The organism is Vibrio plantisponsor, from assembly GCF_013041605.1.
Taxonomy (GTDB): domain Bacteria; phylum Pseudomonadota; class Gammaproteobacteria; order Enterobacterales; family Vibrionaceae; genus Vibrio; species Vibrio plantisponsor.
Genome location: NZ_JABEQC010000006.1, coordinates 235,356 through 254,020, shown reverse-complemented (window position 1 = coordinate 254,020; position 18,665 = coordinate 235,356). Strand labels below are relative to the sequence as shown.

Genomic DNA, 18,665 nt, shown 5'->3' with positions numbered 1-18,665 from the left:
CTTTCAGATTAATCATCGCCTTTGAGTTTTTTACGCTCGACGTACAAATCAGCCGCTTCACGAACGTACTGCGAACAGATCGTCGCGTGGTATTTGGATTTGAGTTCGTCAGAGATTGCAATCAGCTCTCCTTTGGTGGAGCGATAAGGGCGGAGTGCGTTGTAAATCTCAAGAACACGATCATCAGGTACAGCAGTCAGTTCTGCCGCGCGTTCAAAGTTAATCGCCAAGCGTTCACGTCCAGCACTGCGAGCGATGTCTGCCTGAATTCTTAGAATTTCAGGAGTGATACGCATGTCTGCTGATTTCACGCTGCCGTTTAACACGTTCGCGAGAGTGATATCGTCTAGTGTTTTACCTGTGCTGGTTTTAACCCAGTCAGGGTGTTTGTTCGCTAGAGGATAATCTTTAACAGTCACTGAACTGTTAGATTGAGCTGTGCTTGACGAAACCGGCGCATCGCTTGTGTTGCTCATCTTGTACAACACGTCGCGAACTAAGGATTCGATAGATTCAGAATTCATAGCATTTCCTTTCGTTAATCTAAGACCTCAAGTTCCACAGCACCTTTGCCTTGCACAACGTGTTTGGTTTCTTTGATGTGCAATACCGCAGATTTTGCTTGGTACTTAGGACGAGCCATTTGGTCGTTCAGTGTTGGAACAGGTTGTGGCGATTCACCTTTTGCATACTTAGCGGCGTTTTTCCCGATTTGACGGTAAGTTTCTAGCGTCAAAAGTGGTGCTTGTGGGAAAAGCTCTAAGTTAGAAAGCGGTGGAAGACCGTTTTGGTGAATTACCGTAGTACCTTTTGACTGGATACCGATACAAATACCGGAACCACTCAAGCGGTCACCTTCAACGGCAATAAACGCAACGTCTGAAGATTTGAAGCAGCGAATAACACGTGCTTTTAAACCTTCTTCTTCGATGCCTGCTTTGAGCTCACGAATGATTGCTTTATGCGGTGTGCCAACCATGTTGGTTGTTTGGCTTAAACCAAATGCTGGGCCAACTGCGATAATCACTTCATCCTTGCTGCTACCGTTTTTGGCTGGTGCTAACTCACGTAGGAATGAGTCTTCATTGCCAGCTGGAGCTGATTTAGCAAAAGAAACTGGCTTATCAGCGCTTGCCATTTCTCTTAGTACGTCTTCAACAATCTGACGCAACAGTGTTTCATTGATATCAACCATCTTTCGCCTTCCTTATCCAAGATCTTGAGGATCAAGGGCATTTGGAATGTTCTTAATTTCTTCCCAACGTTCACCCTGTAAACGATATCCCGTAGCGGGACCTGCGTAGTCGTTGACATCGTTAATGGCGGATAGCACTTGACCGTCACCCACGATGATGGCTGAGGTGTGCAAGTAGTCGCCTGAGATCTTCGCTTTCTGAATGTTCAGCATGTCGGTTGCCACATCTTCGAAACCGCCTTTCGCTAACGCTTTCACTACGTCTAAACCACTCAAGCTCTTCTCAATCACTTCTTGAGCTGCTTTCAAGTCTTCAACGATGTTGCGTTCTGGCATGTCTTTCGAACCGTGAGCGTAAGTCGCTGCTGTTACTTCTTCATCGGTGATCACTGGGAAACCAAGACCGGCGAATACAGCTTGCATTGCACGTGCTGCTTTATTACGAACCGCAACGACTTCCTCTTCGCGAACTGGGCGTAAGCCACCATCGACTTTAAGGTCACGTTGGATAACGTTGTAATCGTCAAAGTCTTCAGCGTCTTCGTTCGAACCTGCGAACATGTTGTCGTAGTTAGGAACAGCAGAGTAACCGGAAGAAATGAAGTCAGTACCTGGCAAGAACTGCATCAACAAACGTGCGGTACGACGCATGTCCGAGTGCGTAAATGTTTGGTCGTTACTGGATGCACATTCAAGATCGAGAGCTGCACAGATAAGGTTCTCTGCAAGTACTGCACGAATACCTGATGGCACCGCTGATGGTACACCGATACAGCTTACTGAGCCGTTTTGCAGACCTTGTACGCCAGCACCTTTAGTGATGTAAATACAGCGTGCTTCTAGGTAGAGCATGGATTTGCCTTCCGCATAACCCATTTGTACTTCAGAACCTGAGCCCGAAGTGAAGCGCATTTTCAAGCCGCGTGATGCGTAAGATGATGCCAAGAAACCTTTAGACCAAGGCGTGTCATCACCGTCGGTAAATACAGGTTCAGTACCGTAAACAGAGATAGTTTCTGCATAACAGGTGTGACCCAACATACCCAGTTTTAGCTCAGTTGCTTCTTCCAATGAACACTGAGTTAGTACGCCTGGGCGACCGACTTGAGAGCCAATAAGTAGCGCAATAGCGTTAAATGGTGCATAACGCGCAACGGCTACTGTGGTCTCTTGTTCATCAAAACCACGCAACGCACCTTCTGCTGCATCGGCAGCGATCTGCACAGGGTTGTCGCGCACGTTGGTAACGTGAGCTTGTTGAGATGGTGTACGGCGAGCACGCATTTTTTGCATGGCCATCATCATCTCTACCACGTTCATGTGCGACATGACTTCAACAATTTTTGCTGGTGTCATTGCGGTAGTGAGCGGAATGATGTCTGCGCGCTTAACGTTAGGGTCGCAAAGCATGTTCGCGACTTTAACGGAGTCCATCGCCATTGCTTTTTCTGCATTGGCAAGGTTAATACCGTAACGTGCAATATAGTGATCGATTAAATCGAATTTAGATTCGGGTTTACCATCCAGTTCAACAACCTTTCCGTTTACTATTTTTATGGATGGCGTTGGATCATTCGGGCTTTCCATTGCAATAAAGCCTTCTTCGACCCAATCTTTTACAAATCCATCTTGGTTAACTGGGCGTTTTGCCAGTGCTTCAAATCTTTTTGAACGCATGAACCAACCTCGTTAATTTGATTAGATGTAAGAAGGACGATCGTTAGTTGGCTCGTCACCCAATGCACCTAGTAGTGTTTTACCGATTTCACGAGCAGAGATAACTGCTTGGCGAACTGCGCCTGAATCACCGGAAACTACTAAGATGGCTTCGTTACTGAAACTTGTGCCGTTTGCTGGAGTGCTGTACGCGATTACGTCAACATTTGCAGATTTCACTGCAGTATCTGCCATCAAAACACCCACAGAAGCAGGAGCACCCACGATGACGCCACAAGATTTACCTAGCGGTGCGCCAAATGCTTTTTCTAGTGCGTAGCTTGCGCGAGCGGTGTATTGAAGTTCGATGTGACCAGCAGCGTTTGCATATACGTCACCGAATGTGCGATCCAATTCTTTAAGTGCAACTTCAACAGCGCGACGAACGTCAGAAACATCATCACCACCAAACACAATTAAAGAACCATGACCTGCGCCGCCTTTGGTGTCGCGAGGAAGTTCAATACAAACCACTTCAGTGTTTGTACCTTTAACTGCTTCGTCTGCTGCCATGATGTGGGGACCAGCACCAGTACGAGCACCCATGATGCCGATAGAGCGGTAGCGTTTTTCCAGTTTCATAGCATCCAAAAGAGCCGTGTCGACGTTTGCTATGACTAACCCGATGGTGTCGCCAATAGCAGTACCGACAAACTCAGTAAGACTGCATGTTTTTTTATCCATTGTTTCACCTCGATTTTTTTTCGCTGAGGAGACATCAGGTGAACCATTCTGAACCCGAGCGATCACCTGATTCATGATTTGTTCAACTAATGGGTTGTCACTCATTCGTTAAGTCCTTTTGGAAGAATTTTTTCAACGTCCGTATGAGGGCGAGGAATAACGTGTGTTGCGACAACTTCACCAACATTGGCAGCAGAAGATGCGCCTGCGTCAGTTGCAGCTTTAACCGCACCCACATCGCCACGAACAACCACTGTTACCAAGCCAGAGCCGATTTTTTCGTATCCGACAAGGACTACGTTTGCCGATTTGACCATTGTGTCTGCAGCTTCAATTGCAGCGGTTAGACCACGGGTCTCGACCATTCCTAGTGCTTCTTGTTGCATATTTATACCTCGTAGTATTTTCATAATGTTGCGCAGAGATATTAGAAAAGTCGGACGAAAAATAATGGTTTAGTTTGAGGGATTTAATTGCGACTAATTAGTGCTATATGTGAAAAAATTGCACTTTAAAAATGGAGGTATAAGTAATTTCAGGGTTCATGAGGAATAGGCTATTGGTAAAAAATTGCTATTTGGCTATTTTTTTATTGTTTATTTTTGTGACATTTAGCAAAGTTACAAATAATTTGAAGTTAGTCATAAATAACGGATTTATGGGACTTCCGTATCAATAATTGAAAATTAATCTAAGCAATTTTTTACCTTTCTCTGTGTAATATAAGTAGTTGTTATTAAACGTTATTTAATCTAATTTTGGGTATTTTTATTAATGGGTATTTAAAAAATACCTATAAAGTGTGAATTGATGGCAAAAAAGTAACAAATTAAAAAAATATACTTTATGTCGAAGTTTTTCATTTCATGAACCGTAAGTTGGCTTCGTGGAATAGGGGTTATATTTATATTTAATTAAATAAACACCTTATATAAGGCAGCGTTTATTTCTATAAAAAGGAACATAATGTCATGAGTAACCTACGAAACGAATGTATATCTGAGTTCTTCGGAACTGGGCTATTTTTATTTTTTGGTGCAAGTTGTTTGTCTGCTATCAAAGTCGCTGGAGCGTCTTATGGTTTGTGGGAAATTTGTATTGTGTGGGGCTTGGGGATCTCTCTAGCTGTTTATCTAACTGCAGGTGTCTCAGGTGCACACTTGAATCCAGCGGTAACCATTGGCCTTTGGCTGTTTGCGAACTTTGACAAACGTAAAGTGATTCCTTACAGCTTGTCTCAAACTGCGGGCGCTTTCTTTGGTGTTGCAATGTGTTACCTAATTTACAAAGACCTTTTCACCGCATATGAAACGGCAAACAATATGGTGCGTGGTTCTGAAGAGAGTCTCTACTTGGCCGGTATTTTTAGTACCTATCCTCATCCTGCCATTTCCGTTTTCCAAGCAGCCTTTGTAGAAATCATTATTACCGCAACACTTATGTCATTGATCCTTGCTTTGACCGACGATGGTAACGGTGTTCCTAGAGGTGCTTTGGCTCCGCTATTAATCGGTATTCTTGTTGCAGTTATCGGTGCATCAACAGCCCCATTAACAGGATTTGCGATGAACCCTGCACGTGATTTCGGACCAAAACTATTCGCTTATTTAGCAGGATGGGGAAATGTTGCCATGACTGGCGCACGCGATATTCCTTATTTCTTGGTGCCAATCATTGCTCCGATCATCGGCGCATGCGTAGGTGGTGCTGGCTACAAATTCTTTATTGGTAAAGGTTTAGAAGCGGAGAAACCTTCAGCAAAGGAGGTTGAGGGCCAGACACAACTTTAACGTGTACAGAAGTCGTTCTGGATTCATCGTTTTGCTAATGAGTAGAACCAACAAAATATAATCCTATGCACAGGTATTTAAAGCTGCGAGTTGTAAAAGGTGAGGCATCATTTTTTACAACAGCAGCTTTAAGTATGACGTTGAGATTACTTTTAACGTGAAACTAGGGTCTTAAAGCCCTAAGGAGCAACAATGGATAACATTATTATTTGCCCAAGTAAGTACGTACAAGGACCAAACGTGATGGATAACTTAGGGGCGTACGTTAAGCCTTTAGGGAGTTCTGTTATTGTGCTTGCCGATAACTTCGTTACTCAGTTAGTAGAAAAAAGAGTGAGCGTAAGTTTCAGTGAGCAAAATATAGAAGGGTACTTTGCACTTTTTGGTGGTGAATGTTCACAGCCAGAAATTGAACGTTTAACTGCCGTTGCAAAAGATCAGCGAGTTGAAGCTGTGGTGGGTATTGGTGGCGGCAAAACACTGGATACTGCGAAAGCCGTTGGTGCGGAGCTTAGTATTCCTGTGGTAATTGTGCCGACGATAGCGTCAACTGATGCACCCACCAGCGCATTGTCAGTAATTTATACGCCAGAAGGCGAGTTCAGCGAATATCGCTTCTACACCAAAAACCCTGACGTTGTGATTATGGATACTCAGATCGTAGCGCAAGCGCCGACACGTCTACTTGTTTCTGGTATGGGGGATGCACTCTCTACCTATTTTGAAGCAAGGGCAAACGAGCGTTCCGGCAAAGGAACTATGGCTGGCGGAGCACCAACAAAAGCGGCGCAAGCGTTAGCAAAACTCTGCTTCCAAATTCTGATGAGCGATGGGTTGAAAGCTAAAGTGGCGTGTGACAACAACCTTTCAAGCCGTGCTCTGGAAAATATTGTTGAAGCCAATACCTATCTTTCCGGAATTGGATTTGAAAGCTCTGGCTTGGCTGCTGCACATGCGATTCATAATGGTTTGACACTTCTAGAAGAGTGCCATCATTTGTACCATGGTGAAAAAGTGGCGTTTGGTACCATTACTCAGTTGGTTTTAGAAAATGCACCAATGGAAGAAATCAATGAAGTGATCGAATTCTGCTGTAATGTTGGGCTACCAACAAACCTAACCGATATGGGGGTTCTGCACATAGACAAAGATAAGCTACTCAACGTGGCGAAAGCAGCATGTGCAGAAGGGGAAACTATCCACAACATGCCATTTAAAGTGACCCCAGAATTAGTCCTTTCTGCGATTCTCACTGCTCATGAATTAGGTAGTTAAAATATTGGAATAAACGTCTATTTTATTTCTTGTCTGGGTGATATGAATAAATTTTTTCACATTTATGTCACTTAGACAGGTTTTTTAATTTCGTTATATGAATAAATTAAAGTGTTTCCTTTCTCTAAGTAAATTAGTTGCATGTAACAATTAATTATCAAAATATTAACCATCAAAGTTTCTTTACATAAATCTGACGAAATAAATTAGTTAATTTAGTTACTGATCACTTATTTGTTTCCATCTTGGTGCTACATATAAACTCGAATTTCGGGACGAAGTATTTTGTATCGTATCAATGGACTAAGAAGGTGGTTATGTCTTCTGTTACCTCATTAGACTCAGCATTAATAAGAAAGATCGCTTCAGATTTTGCACAAGCGACAGAATTAGCCGTGGTCGTCGTAAATATACATGGAGAGGAAATATCAGAACGATTTAACTTTTCAGATTTCTGTCAAAAGATCAGACAGAACCCCGAACTCTACAATCAATGCATGCTCAGTGATAAAAGAGGTGGCCTCAAAGCCTCTGTTGATAACAAACCATGTGTGTACCAATGCCATGCTGGGCTTACGGATTTCTCAATTCCTTTGATCGTTGAAGGGCACTTGGTTGGCTTTGTGTTGTGCGGACAGGTAAGACTTATCGGCCATGAAGATGAGTCCATTGAAGGGATGGCTCACACCCAAAATATGTGGGAAAAAGACGAGGAGCTTCGTCATTGCTTTGAAGATATTCCAGTCGTTGATTACCAAAAAGTCCTGGCTTCTGCCGAGTTACTGCAACTGATTGTTGAGAACTGTATTCGTAAGCACATTAACCTTGTAGTGATTGACGATACTGGCATTAACGACCAACAAAAGCTCTCTATCAATAACAATGATCATAAGATCAAAAAGGCGTTGCGCTTTATTGAGCACCATTTTAGTGACGACATTAAATTGGAAGATGTCGCTGCCCATATCTATCTTAGCCCTTACTACTTTTCGAAGTTATTCAAGAAACATCTTGGCATTGGTTTCAATGCGTACTTAAATAATTGCCGTATTATGCACGCCAAGAAAATGTTAAAAAGCAGTGGTATCCCTGTGGCGACAATTGCGAAAAATTTGGGATTTTCTCAGACCAGTTATTTCTGCAAAGTATTTAGAAAAAATTGCAGTATGAGTCCGCAAGAATATAGAGATAAACATTATCAAGATGCGGTAATTCACGATTAGTTGATCTAGAAAATAAGTGATTTAATTTTTAAGTGGCACTTGAGTTTAATAACCGGTGCCACTTAACATATTTGAATATTGCACAATGACAATAAATTACCATTTGTATGTTTTAATTAACTCTGTAAGATACTGTTTTAAATGGTTGTTTTGGTTAGCATGACAATTTATTACCATTGGAGGTGATAATTTGGCAGAAATTCATCATCATGGTAGCCAGAATTTATTTACTAGAAGCCTATAGTGAGATTTAGGAACAAGATATGTAGTTAGTTTTAGTTGTCGAAACACGATATTTCAATTTGGTTATGCCCCAGACTGGGCATATATCCCGCAAGGGATTACGGAAGTGAGGTGAGAATCCTCCGCAGCCCCCGCTGCTGTAATGCTGACGACTTGGTTATACCACTGTTTCATAGGTGAAACGGGAAGGAATCAAGAAGGATGAAGCTAAGCCAGAAGACGAATCAAGTTGAACTCAATAACTCCTTCGGTGGGAAGAGAGTGAGAGAAGTAGGTTCCTCTCTTAAGACCCTACGACTTTTCACCTGCCCACCGTCCGTTCAGAAACGTAACTGAAAGTGGACTATGAAAGCATTACTTATAGCGGGCACAAACAGCGGAAGCGGCAAAACAACATTCACATTAGGTTTACTAAGAACCTTGTGTCGCCGTGAGCTAAAAGTTCAGCCATTTAAGGTTGGCCCGGACTACATTGATACCGCTTGGCACAGCAAAGTCGCCAACGTTCCATCCCATAATTTAGATTCCTTTATGCTCGATGAGCAGACTGTTAACGCCTTATTCCATCAACAAACACAAAATGCCGACATCGCAGTGATAGAAGGTGTTATGGGGTTATTCGATGGCTATGGCACCGATCCATACTATTGCAGCAGCGCAGGTACAGCCAAAGCACTCAAATGCCCAGTGATTTTAGTTGTAGACGGTAAAGCTATGTCGACATCAGCTGCCGCGATTGTTATGGGCTTTCAGCAGTTCGGCAAAGAGATCAACATTGCAGGTGTTGTATTTAATAACGTCAATTCAGATAAGCACTACCAGCTTCTTAAACAGGCCGTAGAAACCTATTGCCACATTCCAGCGTTTGGTCGATTACCTAAGTTACCCAATATTGAACTTCCTTCTCGTCACTTAGGTTTGATGACTGCTCAAGAATCACAAGATATGGATTCTCAATGGGATGAACTGGCTGACGCTATTGAACAGTATGTTGATGTTGATGGTTTGCTTAGTGTTGCTTGCTCCCAACTTTACCAAGGTACAACGCAGACGATTTATCAAGCGATGGAAGGTAAGGGTAAAGGCTTAGTTGTGGCAGTCGCGATGGATAAGGCATTCAACTTCTATTACCAAGCAAATCTTGATCTCCTAACGAGCTGCGGTGTTGAAATTCGATATTTTAGCCCTCTAACGGACTCACAATTACCTGAATGCGATTTGGTGTATATCGGTGGCGGATACCCTGAGCTATACGCTGAGAAGCTGTCGAAAAACCGTTCGATGTTGCAATCAATCCTTGCGGCTCATCAAGCCAATTTGCCCATTTATGCAGAGTGTGGCGGATTGATGTATTTAGGGAGCTCACTTTCTGACAGTGAAGAAAACATCTATCCCATGGTCGGTATCTTGTCAGGTCAAAGCGTTATGACTAACAAGCTGAATCGCTTTGGATACTGCAATGCAAAAGCAGACGTAGACACTTTGTTGTGCCTGTCTGGAAATGAGTTACGTGGTCACGAATTTCATTATTCCGATTTTGTTACGGATATGGAGCCTGCATTCACACTGAGTAAAGTCCATGAAGGCGAAGTGCTTGCAACATGGCGTGGTGGTTATCAAGTAGGTAACACATTAGCGATGTATCTCCATGTGCATTTTGCGCAGTCTCCGGAGATGTTGCTTGAGTGGTTTAAGAGGGCGCGAAGCCTATGATGACCTTAACTCTATATTTCACCGCATTCTTTATGGATCTGTTGATTGGTGATCCTCACAGTTGGCCGCATCCTGTACGTTTGATCGGGATTTCAATATCCAATATGGAGAAACGAATCCGACAAATATTTAGCAGCAAAATATGGCTCTATATCGCTGGCGGCATTTTGTGGCTCTGGATTGTTGGCACTGCAGGTTTAATTACTTGGGCAGTGATTCATTTGAGTTATGACATCCACTGGCTACTTGGGACAGCTGTCGAGCTTTGGCTTGCATTCACTGTGCTCGCCACAGGCTGCTTAAAAGATGCGGCTTATGAAGTGCTAATCCCACTGCGTGCTCACAACCTTGAAGAAGCACGACTCAAAGTCTCTTACATTGTTGGACGTGATACCAGCCAACTGGATGAAAAACAGATCACCAGAGCGACAGTCGAAACTGTGGCTGAAAACACGGTAGATGGTGTGATTGCACCGATGCTCTATCTGTTTATTGGCGGTGTACCACTTGCGATGGCATACAAAGCGATCAATACCCTCGATTCTATGGTTGGCTACAAAAACGATCGCTACAGAGAGTTGGGTTTTGTCTCTGCGCGTATGGACGATGTGGCGAATTTTATTCCTGCTCGTATTTCTTGGCTGCTGTTTTCTTTGTCTGCTTTCCTAATGGGGTGCAATGGCAAATCTGCATTTACCGTTGGTTGGCGAGACCGATATCAACATAAAAGCCCTAACAGCGCTTGGTCTGAAGCGACGGTCGCGGGAGCGCTTGGTGTGCAACTTGGTGGTCCAAGCAACTACTTTGGTCAATTGGTCGAAAAACCTTGGATTGGAGATTTCCTTAGAGAAATCGAGCCAGAGGACATCGGTCAATCAACGCGCTTAATGTACTTAACGTCAACCTTAGCTCTACTTCTATTTTCACTCGCTTACATCATAGTTATTTAGGGATAGCCGTATGAACTTTATTCAGCAGCCACAACGAATTGAATCGACGAGTTTTGAAATCATCGACGAGATCATTGCCACTGAATTTCCTGATTATCAGTTTGCTAATGAACTTGAAAAGAAAGTCATTACTCGTGCAGTGCATACTACTGCCGATTTCGACTGGCTGGAGATATTAAAGTTCTCACCGGATGCTTTAGCGACGTTGCAAACGGCTATTTATGAAGGCTGCACATTCTACACCGATACCACAATGGCTCTCTCTGGCATCAATAAGAGCCTTTTGAAACAGTTTGACTGTGACATTAAATGCTACATCGCTGACCCTTGGGTGGCAGAGCAAGCGAAAGCGCAATCTAAAACACGCTCAATGATTGCGGTAGAAAAGGCGTTAAAAGATGAAGGCAATAAAGTTTTTGTGTTCGGCAATGCACCCACAGCTTTGTTTCAACTGCTAGAAAGAGCGGTCAATAAACCTGTCATGACCATAGGTGTCCCCGTTGGTTTTGTTGGTGCGGCAGAATCCAAACAAGCGCTTTACGAGAGCAATTTCCCGTTTATCACGGCTCTGGGCAGAAAAGGTGGAAGCAATGTTGCAGCTGCCATCGTCAATGCTGTGCTTTACCACATGCGGGAGGCGTTATGAGTCAAACAGCTGAAGCGGATATTGTCTGGCACAGAGGTAAATCTTATCGCAAGGGCTATACCACAGGCTCTTGTGCGACTGCCGCAGCCAAAGTGGCAGCACTAATGGTGATGCGTCAGCAACTCATTCATCAGGTTTCCATTGTGACACCATCAGGTGTGGCGCTAAATCTGAATGTGGAAGATGCTTCCGTGGAATTGCATAGTGCTGTCGCCGCGATACGTAAAGATGGCGGTGATGATGTGGATGCTACCCATGGAATGTTGATCTACGCCCAAGTAACGGTGAACGATACTCAAACTATTGAAATACTTGGCGGTGAAGGTGTGGGCGTGGTGACACGCAAAGGCGTGGGTTTACCCGTTGGTGTTGCAGCGATTAACAAAACGCCACGCCACACAATAGAACAAGAAGTGCGTGATGTGATTGGCCCTAACAAAGGCGTGGTTGTCACCATTTTTGCACCTGAAGGAAAAGAACGCGCTGAGAGAACCTACAACTCACGATTGGGGATTGAAAACGGAATCTCGATCATCGGTACTTCAGGCATTGTGACTCCTATGTCGGAAGAAAGCTGGAAACGCTCCCTTGCGATAGAACTCGAACAAAAACGCGCATTAGGACACAGTAAAATCGTCTTAGTCCCAGGCAACCACGGCGAGCGTTTTGTTCAGCAACAACTCAATATCGAACAAGACATTGTGGTGACGATGAGCAATTTCGTGGGCTACATGTTGCAAGAAGCGAATCGCTTGAACTTCGAACAAGTTCTTATCGTGGGACACTTAGGTAAGCTTATCAAAATCGCAGCTGGGGTTTTTCACACCCATTCCCATATTGCTGATGCACGTTTAGAAACTTTGGTCACCCACTTGGCGTTACTCAATGCGCCCCATGATTTACTTCGCCAAATCTATCACTGCTTAACCACCGAAGAAGCGCTTGAGCTGATTGAAGAACATGGCTATCAGGCGGTTTACCAAAATATCGCTCAAGAGATAGAACGCAGAGTTGTGGCAATGTTGAAGTATGCCAAGCATCAGTTTAAGTGTGACGTAGTGTTGTTTTCTTTTGATAACCAAGTGTTAGGTAGTAATCGTCCTGTTGAACAAATCGTGGAGGATTTCCAATGATTTACGTAGTAGGAACTGGGCCGGGACGCAGAGATCTTATGACTGTCGCTGGAGAAAACTTAATAGCGAAGGCCGATATCCTCGTAGGTTGGCCTCGCTTATTAAGTGTTTTTAGCGATTTCAAAGGGCAACGAATTGAACTCTCGGGAAGCATTGAGAGCACGTTAGCCACATTAGAAGAATTCAAATCACAACTGGTGGTTGTATTGGCGTCCGGCGATCCAATGTTATTTGGTATCGGTAAGCGTATTAGCGAGCATTTTGCGCCAGACCAACGCAGATGTCTTCCAGGCATAAGCTCTATTCAAATGCTGTTTTCGGAAGTAGGGATTGATATGAACGATCTTTACATTACCAGCAGCCACGGCAAACAGCCTGACTTCGACTTTCTCTTCTTACATAAAAAGATTGCTCTGGTGACAGACAAGATTCTCGGTCCTTATGAAATTGCTCAGGAAGCGATAAAACGCAATCTCAAATGCAGCGTCATCGTTGGTGAAAACTTGGGGTATGAAAACCAGACAATTTCAGTACTTAAACCTGAGCAAGTACAGCGTGAGTATGACATGAACGTGGTGGTGGTGATGAATGAGAGACAGTGAATTTCTGAGAGCAGAAAAAGTGCCTATGACAAAGCAAGAAGTACGTACCATCGTGCTTGATAAGTTGCAGTTAGGTTCTGCAAGCCGTTTTGTCGATGTGGGGGCGGGAACAGGAAGCATCGCTTTAGAAGCAGCATTAAGCTTTGAACGCTTACACGTGTATGCCATTGAAAAGAATGAGCATGCTGTAGAAATCATGCACAAAAACATGGAGCGCTTTGGCTGTAACCATATTCACCTAATCAACAAAATGGCGCCCTGTGAACTGACCGGAAAATTCGACGCGGTGTTTATTGGCGGCTCTGGCGGCAATTTAGAACAGATTATTGATTGGGCGTTAGACCATTTATTAGAGGGCGGTCGTCTTGTGATGAACTTCATTTTGCACGGCAGTCTTAACCAAGCACTAGACCATTTAAAAACGTGCGCTATCGACGAATTTGAGTGTAGCCAAATCCAAGTCTCTTCTATGACTTCTCTCGGCACTAGCTACTACTTCAAGCCAAATAATCCAACATTTATCGTTTCATGTATTAAGGGGAATCAACGTCATGGATAACTTTGATCATTCTAAAGTCTACTTTGTTGGCGCAGGTCCAGGTGATCCAGAGCTGATTACTTTGAAAGGTTACAACTTGCTAAAACAGGCTGATATTGTCATCTATGCGGGTTCGTTGATAAATCCTGAGTTGCTTAATTACTGTAAACCGACTGCCCAATGCCATGACAGTGCCTATATGCATTTGGAGCAGATCATCACCATGATGGCAGAGGGAGTAAACGCAGGAAAATTGGTGGTTCGTCTGCAAACCGGCGATCTCTCTTTGTATGGCTCAATCCGCGAACAAGGTGAAGAGTTGGAAAAACTGGGCATTGGTTTTCGTTCAGTGGCGGGTGTTTCGTCTTTCCTTGGTGCAGCGTCTGAACTTGGTGTTGAATACACCGTTCCAGAAGTCTCTCAAAGTCTCATCATCACACGTATGGCTGGCAGAACACCAACACCGGAACTGGAGTCACTGGAAAGTTTTGCTCAGCATCAAACCTCTATGGCGATTTTCTTATCAGTGAAAGGGATTGGGGAAGTCGTCGATAAGCTGATGACGGGCGGTTATCCCTCAGATACTCCAGTCTCTATCGTTTACAAAGCCACGTGGAAAGATTGCCAAATTTTGAGAGGCACACTGGCTGATATCGCACAACAGGTAACGGAAGCGGGCATCTATAAAACAGCATTGATTCTGGTTGGGCGTTTCCTCGGTGAAGAGTATCACTACTCCAAACTGTATGACGCGGAGTTCTGCCATGAATACCGTTAGGTGTGAATCGGTCTCTTTATTCACGTTAACACCGGGTGGTCAGCAGGTGGCGAATAAGCTGCGCGAACACCTGCCGATGGAGTGCTACTGCTCTGAAAAATATCTGCAGGATGGGTTCAAACCGTTTGTCGATAGCTTCAAAAACACACTGAGTCAGGCATTTCTACGTGACAGTGCCATCATAGTGATTGGAGCGTGTGGCATCGTCGTTCGAACTATTGCGCCGCTGCTTCAGGATAAGTTTACCGATCCCGCGGTGTTGGTTATTGATGAAAAAGGTAAGCATGTCATCAGCCTATTATCTGGTCATGTCGGTGGTGCGAATGAGCTAGCCCGTTATCTGTCTCACCTGATTGACGGTACGGCTGTGATTACCACATCAACCGATGTTAATCAGACATGCTCGTTTGATTTGCTAGCCAAGCAGATGTGTGCCGACACCATCGATTTTCGTGTCGCTACCAAAACCATTAACCAGATGTTGGTCAGTGGTAAGCAGGTAGGCATCATTGTTGACCCGTTTCTTGTTAACCAACTGGATTTCGATATTCACAGCTTTGATATACGTGGTTTGACGATTGTTGATGACGAGACAATTTCTCAGCATTCACTGGATGCTTTGATTGACGTGTCTATGCAATCAACACGTCCAAATTGGTCTGTACCTACATTCCAATTAATTCCTAAACGCTTAGTGGCAGGTATCGGTTGCCGCAAAGGTGTTGAACCAGACCTCTTGAAGTCGCTTTTCAATAGCCAGTTGCAGGCTTTGAATATTCATCCTAAAGCGTTGAGCATCATTGGCAGCATTGATGTTAAACGCAATGAAGATGCCATCGTTAATTTGGCGAAATCTTATGATGTGCCTTTTGAAGTGTTTAGCGCCGATGAGTTAAATCAGTGCGCAGACCGTTTTCCTCATTCTGATTTTGTTGCCAAAACCGTGGGCGTAGGTGCTGTATCTCAGCCTGCAGCGTGGTTATTGAGCAACGGCTCTCTGCTGGGTGACACCATTAAACAGCAAGGAATCACTATTACCTATGGAGTATTGAACTGATGTTATACGTGGTAGGAATTGGTCCGGGTGGACTCGACATGATGACTTACCAAGCTCGAGAAGCCATAGAAGCGGCTGAAGTGATTGTGGGTTACAAAACATACACCCATTTAGTCAAAGAGTTGGTGGGCGATAAGCCGGTAATTAAAACCGGAATGTGTAAAGAAATTGAGCGTTGTCAGACCGCATTGGAATTGGCTCAATCTGGAAAAACGGTCGCCATTATTAGCAGTGGTGATTCCGGCGTGTACGGTATGGCTGGATTAATTCTTGAAATGGTCACTAAGCAAAAATGGGACGTTGAAGTCAAAGTGATACCGGGAATGACTGCGAGTATTGCAGCAGGTTCCGTACTTGGCGCACCACTGATGCACGACTTCTGTCACATCAGTTTGAGTGACTTATTAACGCCTTGGGAGCTAATTGAAAAACGCATCATTAATGCAGCAGAGGCCGATTTCGTTATCTGTTTCTACAACCCGAGAAGTCACGGTAGAGAAGGTCATCTAAAACGTGCTTTTGAGCTGATGGCACCGTTCAAAAATCCCAATACGCCTGTTGGCATCGTAAAAGAAGCGGGCAGACGTAAAGAGGAAAAATGGATTATGCCTTTCGAAGAGATGGATTTTGAATTGGTCGACATGCGTACTTTGGTTGTTGTGGGTAATCAGTCTACTTATTTCGATCAGGGCATGATGATTACGCCGAGAGGGTATTCATTGTGAAACCAAACCATGTGCTTGTTTTTGGAGGAACTTCTGACGCTTTGATGTTGTGCGAGGCACTGGCTGCGCGCAGCATTCACTTTACGTTGTCAGTCGCAACCGAAGAAGGTAAACACAGCGCAAAACAATTTGAATCCAACGTTATCTTAGGGCGTATGGACAGCTCCGCCATGCGCGAATTTATTCAACGCAACCACGTGGATTACGTTATTGATGCTGCTCATCCCTACGCACAGGTTCTTCGACTCACGATAGTGGTGGCATGTGAAGGTATCAAGTGTCCGGTCATGCGTTATGAGCGCCCCAGCTACGAGCTTCCTAGTTACGAACGTCCTAGTTACGAGTCACAAATAACACACTCCACATTGGAGAGAGTTACAAACGAAAAGTCTCAATCTATTCATGATTCGCCTTTGGTTATCAAGGCAACCAATGTGATGGACGCGTGCAGAAAAATCACAGACAGCCAGCAACGGGTTTTACTCACCACTGGCAGTAAAGATTTGGAAACGTTCAAGCGAATGCTGAGAGACAAAGTGCTGTTTGCACGAGTGTTGCCAGTTGCAGAAGTGATCAGTGAGTGCAACGCATTAGGACTTGGTATTGAAAATATCATCGCGATGAAAGGTCCTTTTACTCGAAACATGAATCATGCGCTGTATGAAATGCTTCAGCCGGATGTCGTGATCACAAAGGAATCGGGCAGCGTTGGTGGCTTTGGAGAAAAAGTAGAGCCGTGTATCGAGCTGGGTATCCCTTGCATTGTGATCGAACGGCCAAAGACAACAACGATTAACCAATACGTGAGTTATCAGACCAACTTATCTGGCTGTGAAGAGCTGTTTGACAGTTGGCAACAAGAGGCATGTTTAGTATGAAAAAAGCATTAGTTGTAATCAGCTTTGGCACCAGCTATACCCATGCGATGAAGAAAAACATCGAACCATGTGAAGCCGAACTTGCACGGGCTTATCCTAATCGAGATTTCTTCCGAGCATTTACGTCTTCGATGATCATCAGGAAACTGGAGAAGCGCGATGGGATTCATATCGATAACCCACAGCAGGTTCTGCAACGTCTGAAAGAGGCAGGTTATCGTGATGTGGTTGTTCAGTCTTTACACATCATCAATGGTGACGAATACGAAAAGATCTCTCAGCAAGTGGAATCTTATCGCGATGAATTTGAAAACTTGCAGCTAGGTCTGCCTCTGTTGAGTTGTATGGATGACTATGATCAGCTTGTTGAAGCCATTCAACATCAAGCGCCACAACTGAAGCACGATGAACGTTTGGTGCTTATGGGGCACGGAGCAACACACCATGCCTTCTCTGCTTACGCTTGTCTTGACCACATGATGATGGCGAGAAATTTACCCTATGTTGTTGGCGCGGTGGAGAGCTATCCAGAGATCGAGAGCGTGATTTCTAGGCTGGAAAATGAGTGCGTTAACAAAGTATACCTTATGCCGCTGATGCTGGTTGCCGGTGACCACGCAATCAATGACATGGCTTCTGATGAACCTGATTCATGGAAAACACTGATTCAAAAAGCGGGCATCGTTGCCGAACCGATCGTTCAGGGATTGGGAGAAAATCCGCTTATCAGACAGATGTTTGTCGATCACTTAGCTGCTACTGAATTAGCAAATAAGCCATTGGTTAAGGAGAAAGTCGCGTGAATAAAGGAAAACTCTATGCGATTGGAACGGGACCGGGCGCAAGCGACCTTATTACTGTAAGGGCAGCTCGACTTCTTGATAAGTTGGATGTTTTGTATGCACCTGCAGGTCGCAAAGGCGGCGATAGCCTTGCACTGTCGATTGTTCGTGAATACATCGGAAAACAAGTTCTGATCAAAGAGCGCCATTTCCCCATGACCAATGATGCGCAAGAAAAGCAGCAAGCGTGGGATGACGTTGCATTCGAAATTGAAGCAGATGTGAATCACGGGAAACAAGTGGGATTCATTACCTTAGGTGACAGCATGTTGTTTAGCACCTGGGTATTTCTGCTCGAACGTCTCGAAAGCAAAATTGATATAGACATCATTCCCGGAATTACCTCTTTCTCTTGTATCGCATCACAAGCGCACTTCCCACTGTGTATGGAACAACAGTCATTGGCGGTGATGTCATGTACTGCAGAGATAGAAGTACTTCGCCGTGCTTTGATAGACCACGAAGCTGTGGTGCTGATGAAAGTCTACGGGCGTTTTGACAAAGTGCGTCAGTTGTTGATTGAGCAGGGTTTGCTTGAACATGCTGTGTTGATGGCAAACGCCTCAATGGAGAATGAGATCTTTTATCCGGATTTGTCACAAGTAGAAGAGGGTGAAGCTCTGCCTTACTTCTCAACCATAGTGGTAAACCGTAGCTGGAAACATCACTAGAAGGAG

Annotated in this window: 20 protein-coding genes and 1 riboswitch; of the genes, 15 read left to right on the top strand and 5 right to left on the bottom strand. The window is 44.3% G+C overall.

Going from position 1 to position 18,665, the window contains the following annotated elements; genetic code table 11:
• Window positions 1-8 precede the first annotated feature (8 nt).
• The 5 genes from pduE to pduA are packed head-to-tail and all read right to left on the bottom strand — an operon-like array spanning window position 9 to window position 3,981.
• Window positions 9-524: a propanediol dehydratase small subunit PduE gene (gene pduE, locus HKI82_RS10855; RefSeq protein ID WP_171137989.1), complete on the bottom strand. Its 516-nt coding sequence runs from the start codon at window positions 522-524 to the stop codon at window positions 9-11.
• A gap of 14 nt (window positions 525-538) precedes the next feature.
• On the bottom strand, window positions 539-1,195 hold the full coding sequence (locus HKI82_RS10850; protein WP_171137988.1) for a propanediol/glycerol family dehydratase medium subunit: 657 nt from the start codon (window positions 1,193-1,195) through the stop codon (window positions 539-541).
• 12 nt (window positions 1,196-1,207) lie between these two features.
• On the bottom strand, window positions 1,208-2,872 hold the full coding sequence (gene pduC / locus HKI82_RS10845; protein WP_112404360.1) for a propanediol dehydratase large subunit PduC: 1,665 nt from the start codon (window positions 2,870-2,872) through the stop codon (window positions 1,208-1,210).
• 21 nt (window positions 2,873-2,893) lie between these two features.
• Entirely contained in the window at window positions 2,894-3,700 is an 807-nt protein-coding gene (gene pduB, locus HKI82_RS10840; protein WP_102941962.1) for a propanediol utilization microcompartment protein PduB, read from the bottom strand.
• The gene (pduA, locus tag HKI82_RS10835; RefSeq protein ID WP_102941963.1) at window positions 3,697-3,981 is read right to left on the bottom strand and encodes a propanediol utilization microcompartment protein PduA; all 285 of its coding nucleotides are present in this window, start codon (window positions 3,979-3,981) and stop codon (window positions 3,697-3,699) included. Before pduA ends, pduB begins: the two co-directional genes overlap by 4 nt.
• A gap of 585 nt (window positions 3,982-4,566) precedes the next feature.
• On the opposite strand from pduA, the gene HKI82_RS10830 reads away from it, so the two are divergent.
• The 15 genes from HKI82_RS10830 (at window position 4,567) to HKI82_RS10760 (ending at window position 18,659) form a co-directional block, all read left to right on the top strand.
• Complete coding sequence (locus HKI82_RS10830) at window positions 4,567-5,385, top strand: MIP/aquaporin family protein (RefSeq protein ID WP_102941964.1); 819 nt, start codon at window positions 4,567-4,569, stop codon at window positions 5,383-5,385.
• 192 nt (window positions 5,386-5,577) lie between these two features.
• Complete coding sequence (locus HKI82_RS10825) at window positions 5,578-6,660, top strand: glycerol dehydrogenase (RefSeq protein WP_171137987.1); 1,083 nt, start codon at window positions 5,578-5,580, stop codon at window positions 6,658-6,660.
• Between the two features lie 317 nt (window positions 6,661-6,977).
• Window positions 6,978-7,883: a transcriptional regulator PocR gene (gene pocR / locus HKI82_RS10820; protein ID WP_102941966.1), complete on the top strand. Its 906-nt coding sequence runs from the start codon at window positions 6,978-6,980 to the stop codon at window positions 7,881-7,883.
• A 286-nt stretch (window positions 7,884-8,169) separates the two neighbouring features.
• A riboswitch (cobalamin riboswitch) is annotated at window positions 8,170-8,369 on the top strand.
• Window positions 8,370-8,471: 102 nt separating this feature from the next.
• Window positions 8,472-9,839, top strand: coding sequence for a cobyrinic acid a,c-diamide synthase CobB (locus HKI82_RS10815; RefSeq protein ID WP_171137986.1), 1,368 nt, complete (start codon window positions 8,472-8,474; stop codon window positions 9,837-9,839).
• Entirely contained in the window at window positions 9,836-10,789 is a 954-nt protein-coding gene (gene cbiB, locus HKI82_RS10810) for an adenosylcobinamide-phosphate synthase CbiB (RefSeq protein WP_206361873.1), read from the top strand. The genes HKI82_RS10815 and cbiB overlap by 4 nt, the downstream gene beginning before the upstream one ends.
• Window positions 10,790-10,799: 10 nt before the next feature.
• Window positions 10,800-11,435: a cobalt-precorrin-8 methylmutase gene (locus HKI82_RS10805; RefSeq protein ID WP_171137985.1), complete on the top strand. Its 636-nt coding sequence runs from the start codon at window positions 10,800-10,802 to the stop codon at window positions 11,433-11,435.
• Entirely contained in the window at window positions 11,432-12,568 is a 1,137-nt protein-coding gene (cbiD, locus tag HKI82_RS10800) for a cobalt-precorrin-5B (C(1))-methyltransferase CbiD (protein ID WP_171137984.1), read from the top strand. The genes HKI82_RS10805 and cbiD overlap by 4 nt, the downstream gene beginning before the upstream one ends.
• Window positions 12,565-13,170 (top strand): cobalt-precorrin-7 (C(5))-methyltransferase, encoded by a 606-nt coding sequence (locus HKI82_RS10795; RefSeq protein WP_171137983.1) that lies wholly within the window; start codon window positions 12,565-12,567, stop codon window positions 13,168-13,170. Before cbiD ends, HKI82_RS10795 begins: the two co-directional genes overlap by 4 nt.
• Complete coding sequence (locus HKI82_RS10790; RefSeq protein WP_171137982.1) at window positions 13,157-13,729, top strand: decarboxylating cobalt-precorrin-6B (C(15))-methyltransferase; 573 nt, start codon at window positions 13,157-13,159, stop codon at window positions 13,727-13,729. Before HKI82_RS10795 ends, HKI82_RS10790 begins: the two co-directional genes overlap by 14 nt.
• Entirely contained in the window at window positions 13,722-14,486 is a 765-nt protein-coding gene (locus tag HKI82_RS10785) for a cobalt-precorrin-4 methyltransferase (protein ID WP_171137981.1), read from the top strand. Before HKI82_RS10790 ends, HKI82_RS10785 begins: the two co-directional genes overlap by 8 nt.
• Window positions 14,473-15,543: a cobalt-precorrin 5A hydrolase gene (locus tag HKI82_RS10780; RefSeq protein ID WP_171137980.1), complete on the top strand. Its 1,071-nt coding sequence runs from the start codon at window positions 14,473-14,475 to the stop codon at window positions 15,541-15,543. Before HKI82_RS10785 ends, HKI82_RS10780 begins: the two co-directional genes overlap by 14 nt.
• A complete protein-coding gene (locus HKI82_RS10775; protein ID WP_171137979.1) occupies window positions 15,543-16,268 on the top strand; it encodes a precorrin-3B C(17)-methyltransferase in 726 nt (241 codons plus the stop codon). Before HKI82_RS10780 ends, HKI82_RS10775 begins: the two co-directional genes overlap by 1 nt.
• Window positions 16,265-17,146, top strand: a complete 882-nt coding sequence (locus tag HKI82_RS10770; protein WP_171137978.1) for a precorrin-6A/cobalt-precorrin-6A reductase — start codon at window positions 16,265-16,267, stop codon at window positions 17,144-17,146. Before HKI82_RS10775 ends, HKI82_RS10770 begins: the two co-directional genes overlap by 4 nt.
• Window positions 17,143-17,949, top strand: a complete 807-nt coding sequence (cbiK, locus tag HKI82_RS10765; protein ID WP_171137977.1) for a sirohydrochlorin cobaltochelatase — start codon at window positions 17,143-17,145, stop codon at window positions 17,947-17,949. Before HKI82_RS10770 ends, cbiK begins: the two co-directional genes overlap by 4 nt.
• Window positions 17,946-18,659 carry a cobalt-factor II C(20)-methyltransferase gene (locus HKI82_RS10760; RefSeq protein ID WP_102941977.1) on the top strand — a complete coding sequence of 238 codons (714 nt, stop codon included), beginning with the start codon at window positions 17,946-17,948 and terminating at the stop codon, window positions 18,657-18,659. Before cbiK ends, HKI82_RS10760 begins: the two co-directional genes overlap by 4 nt.
• Window positions 18,660-18,665 lie beyond the last annotated feature (6 nt).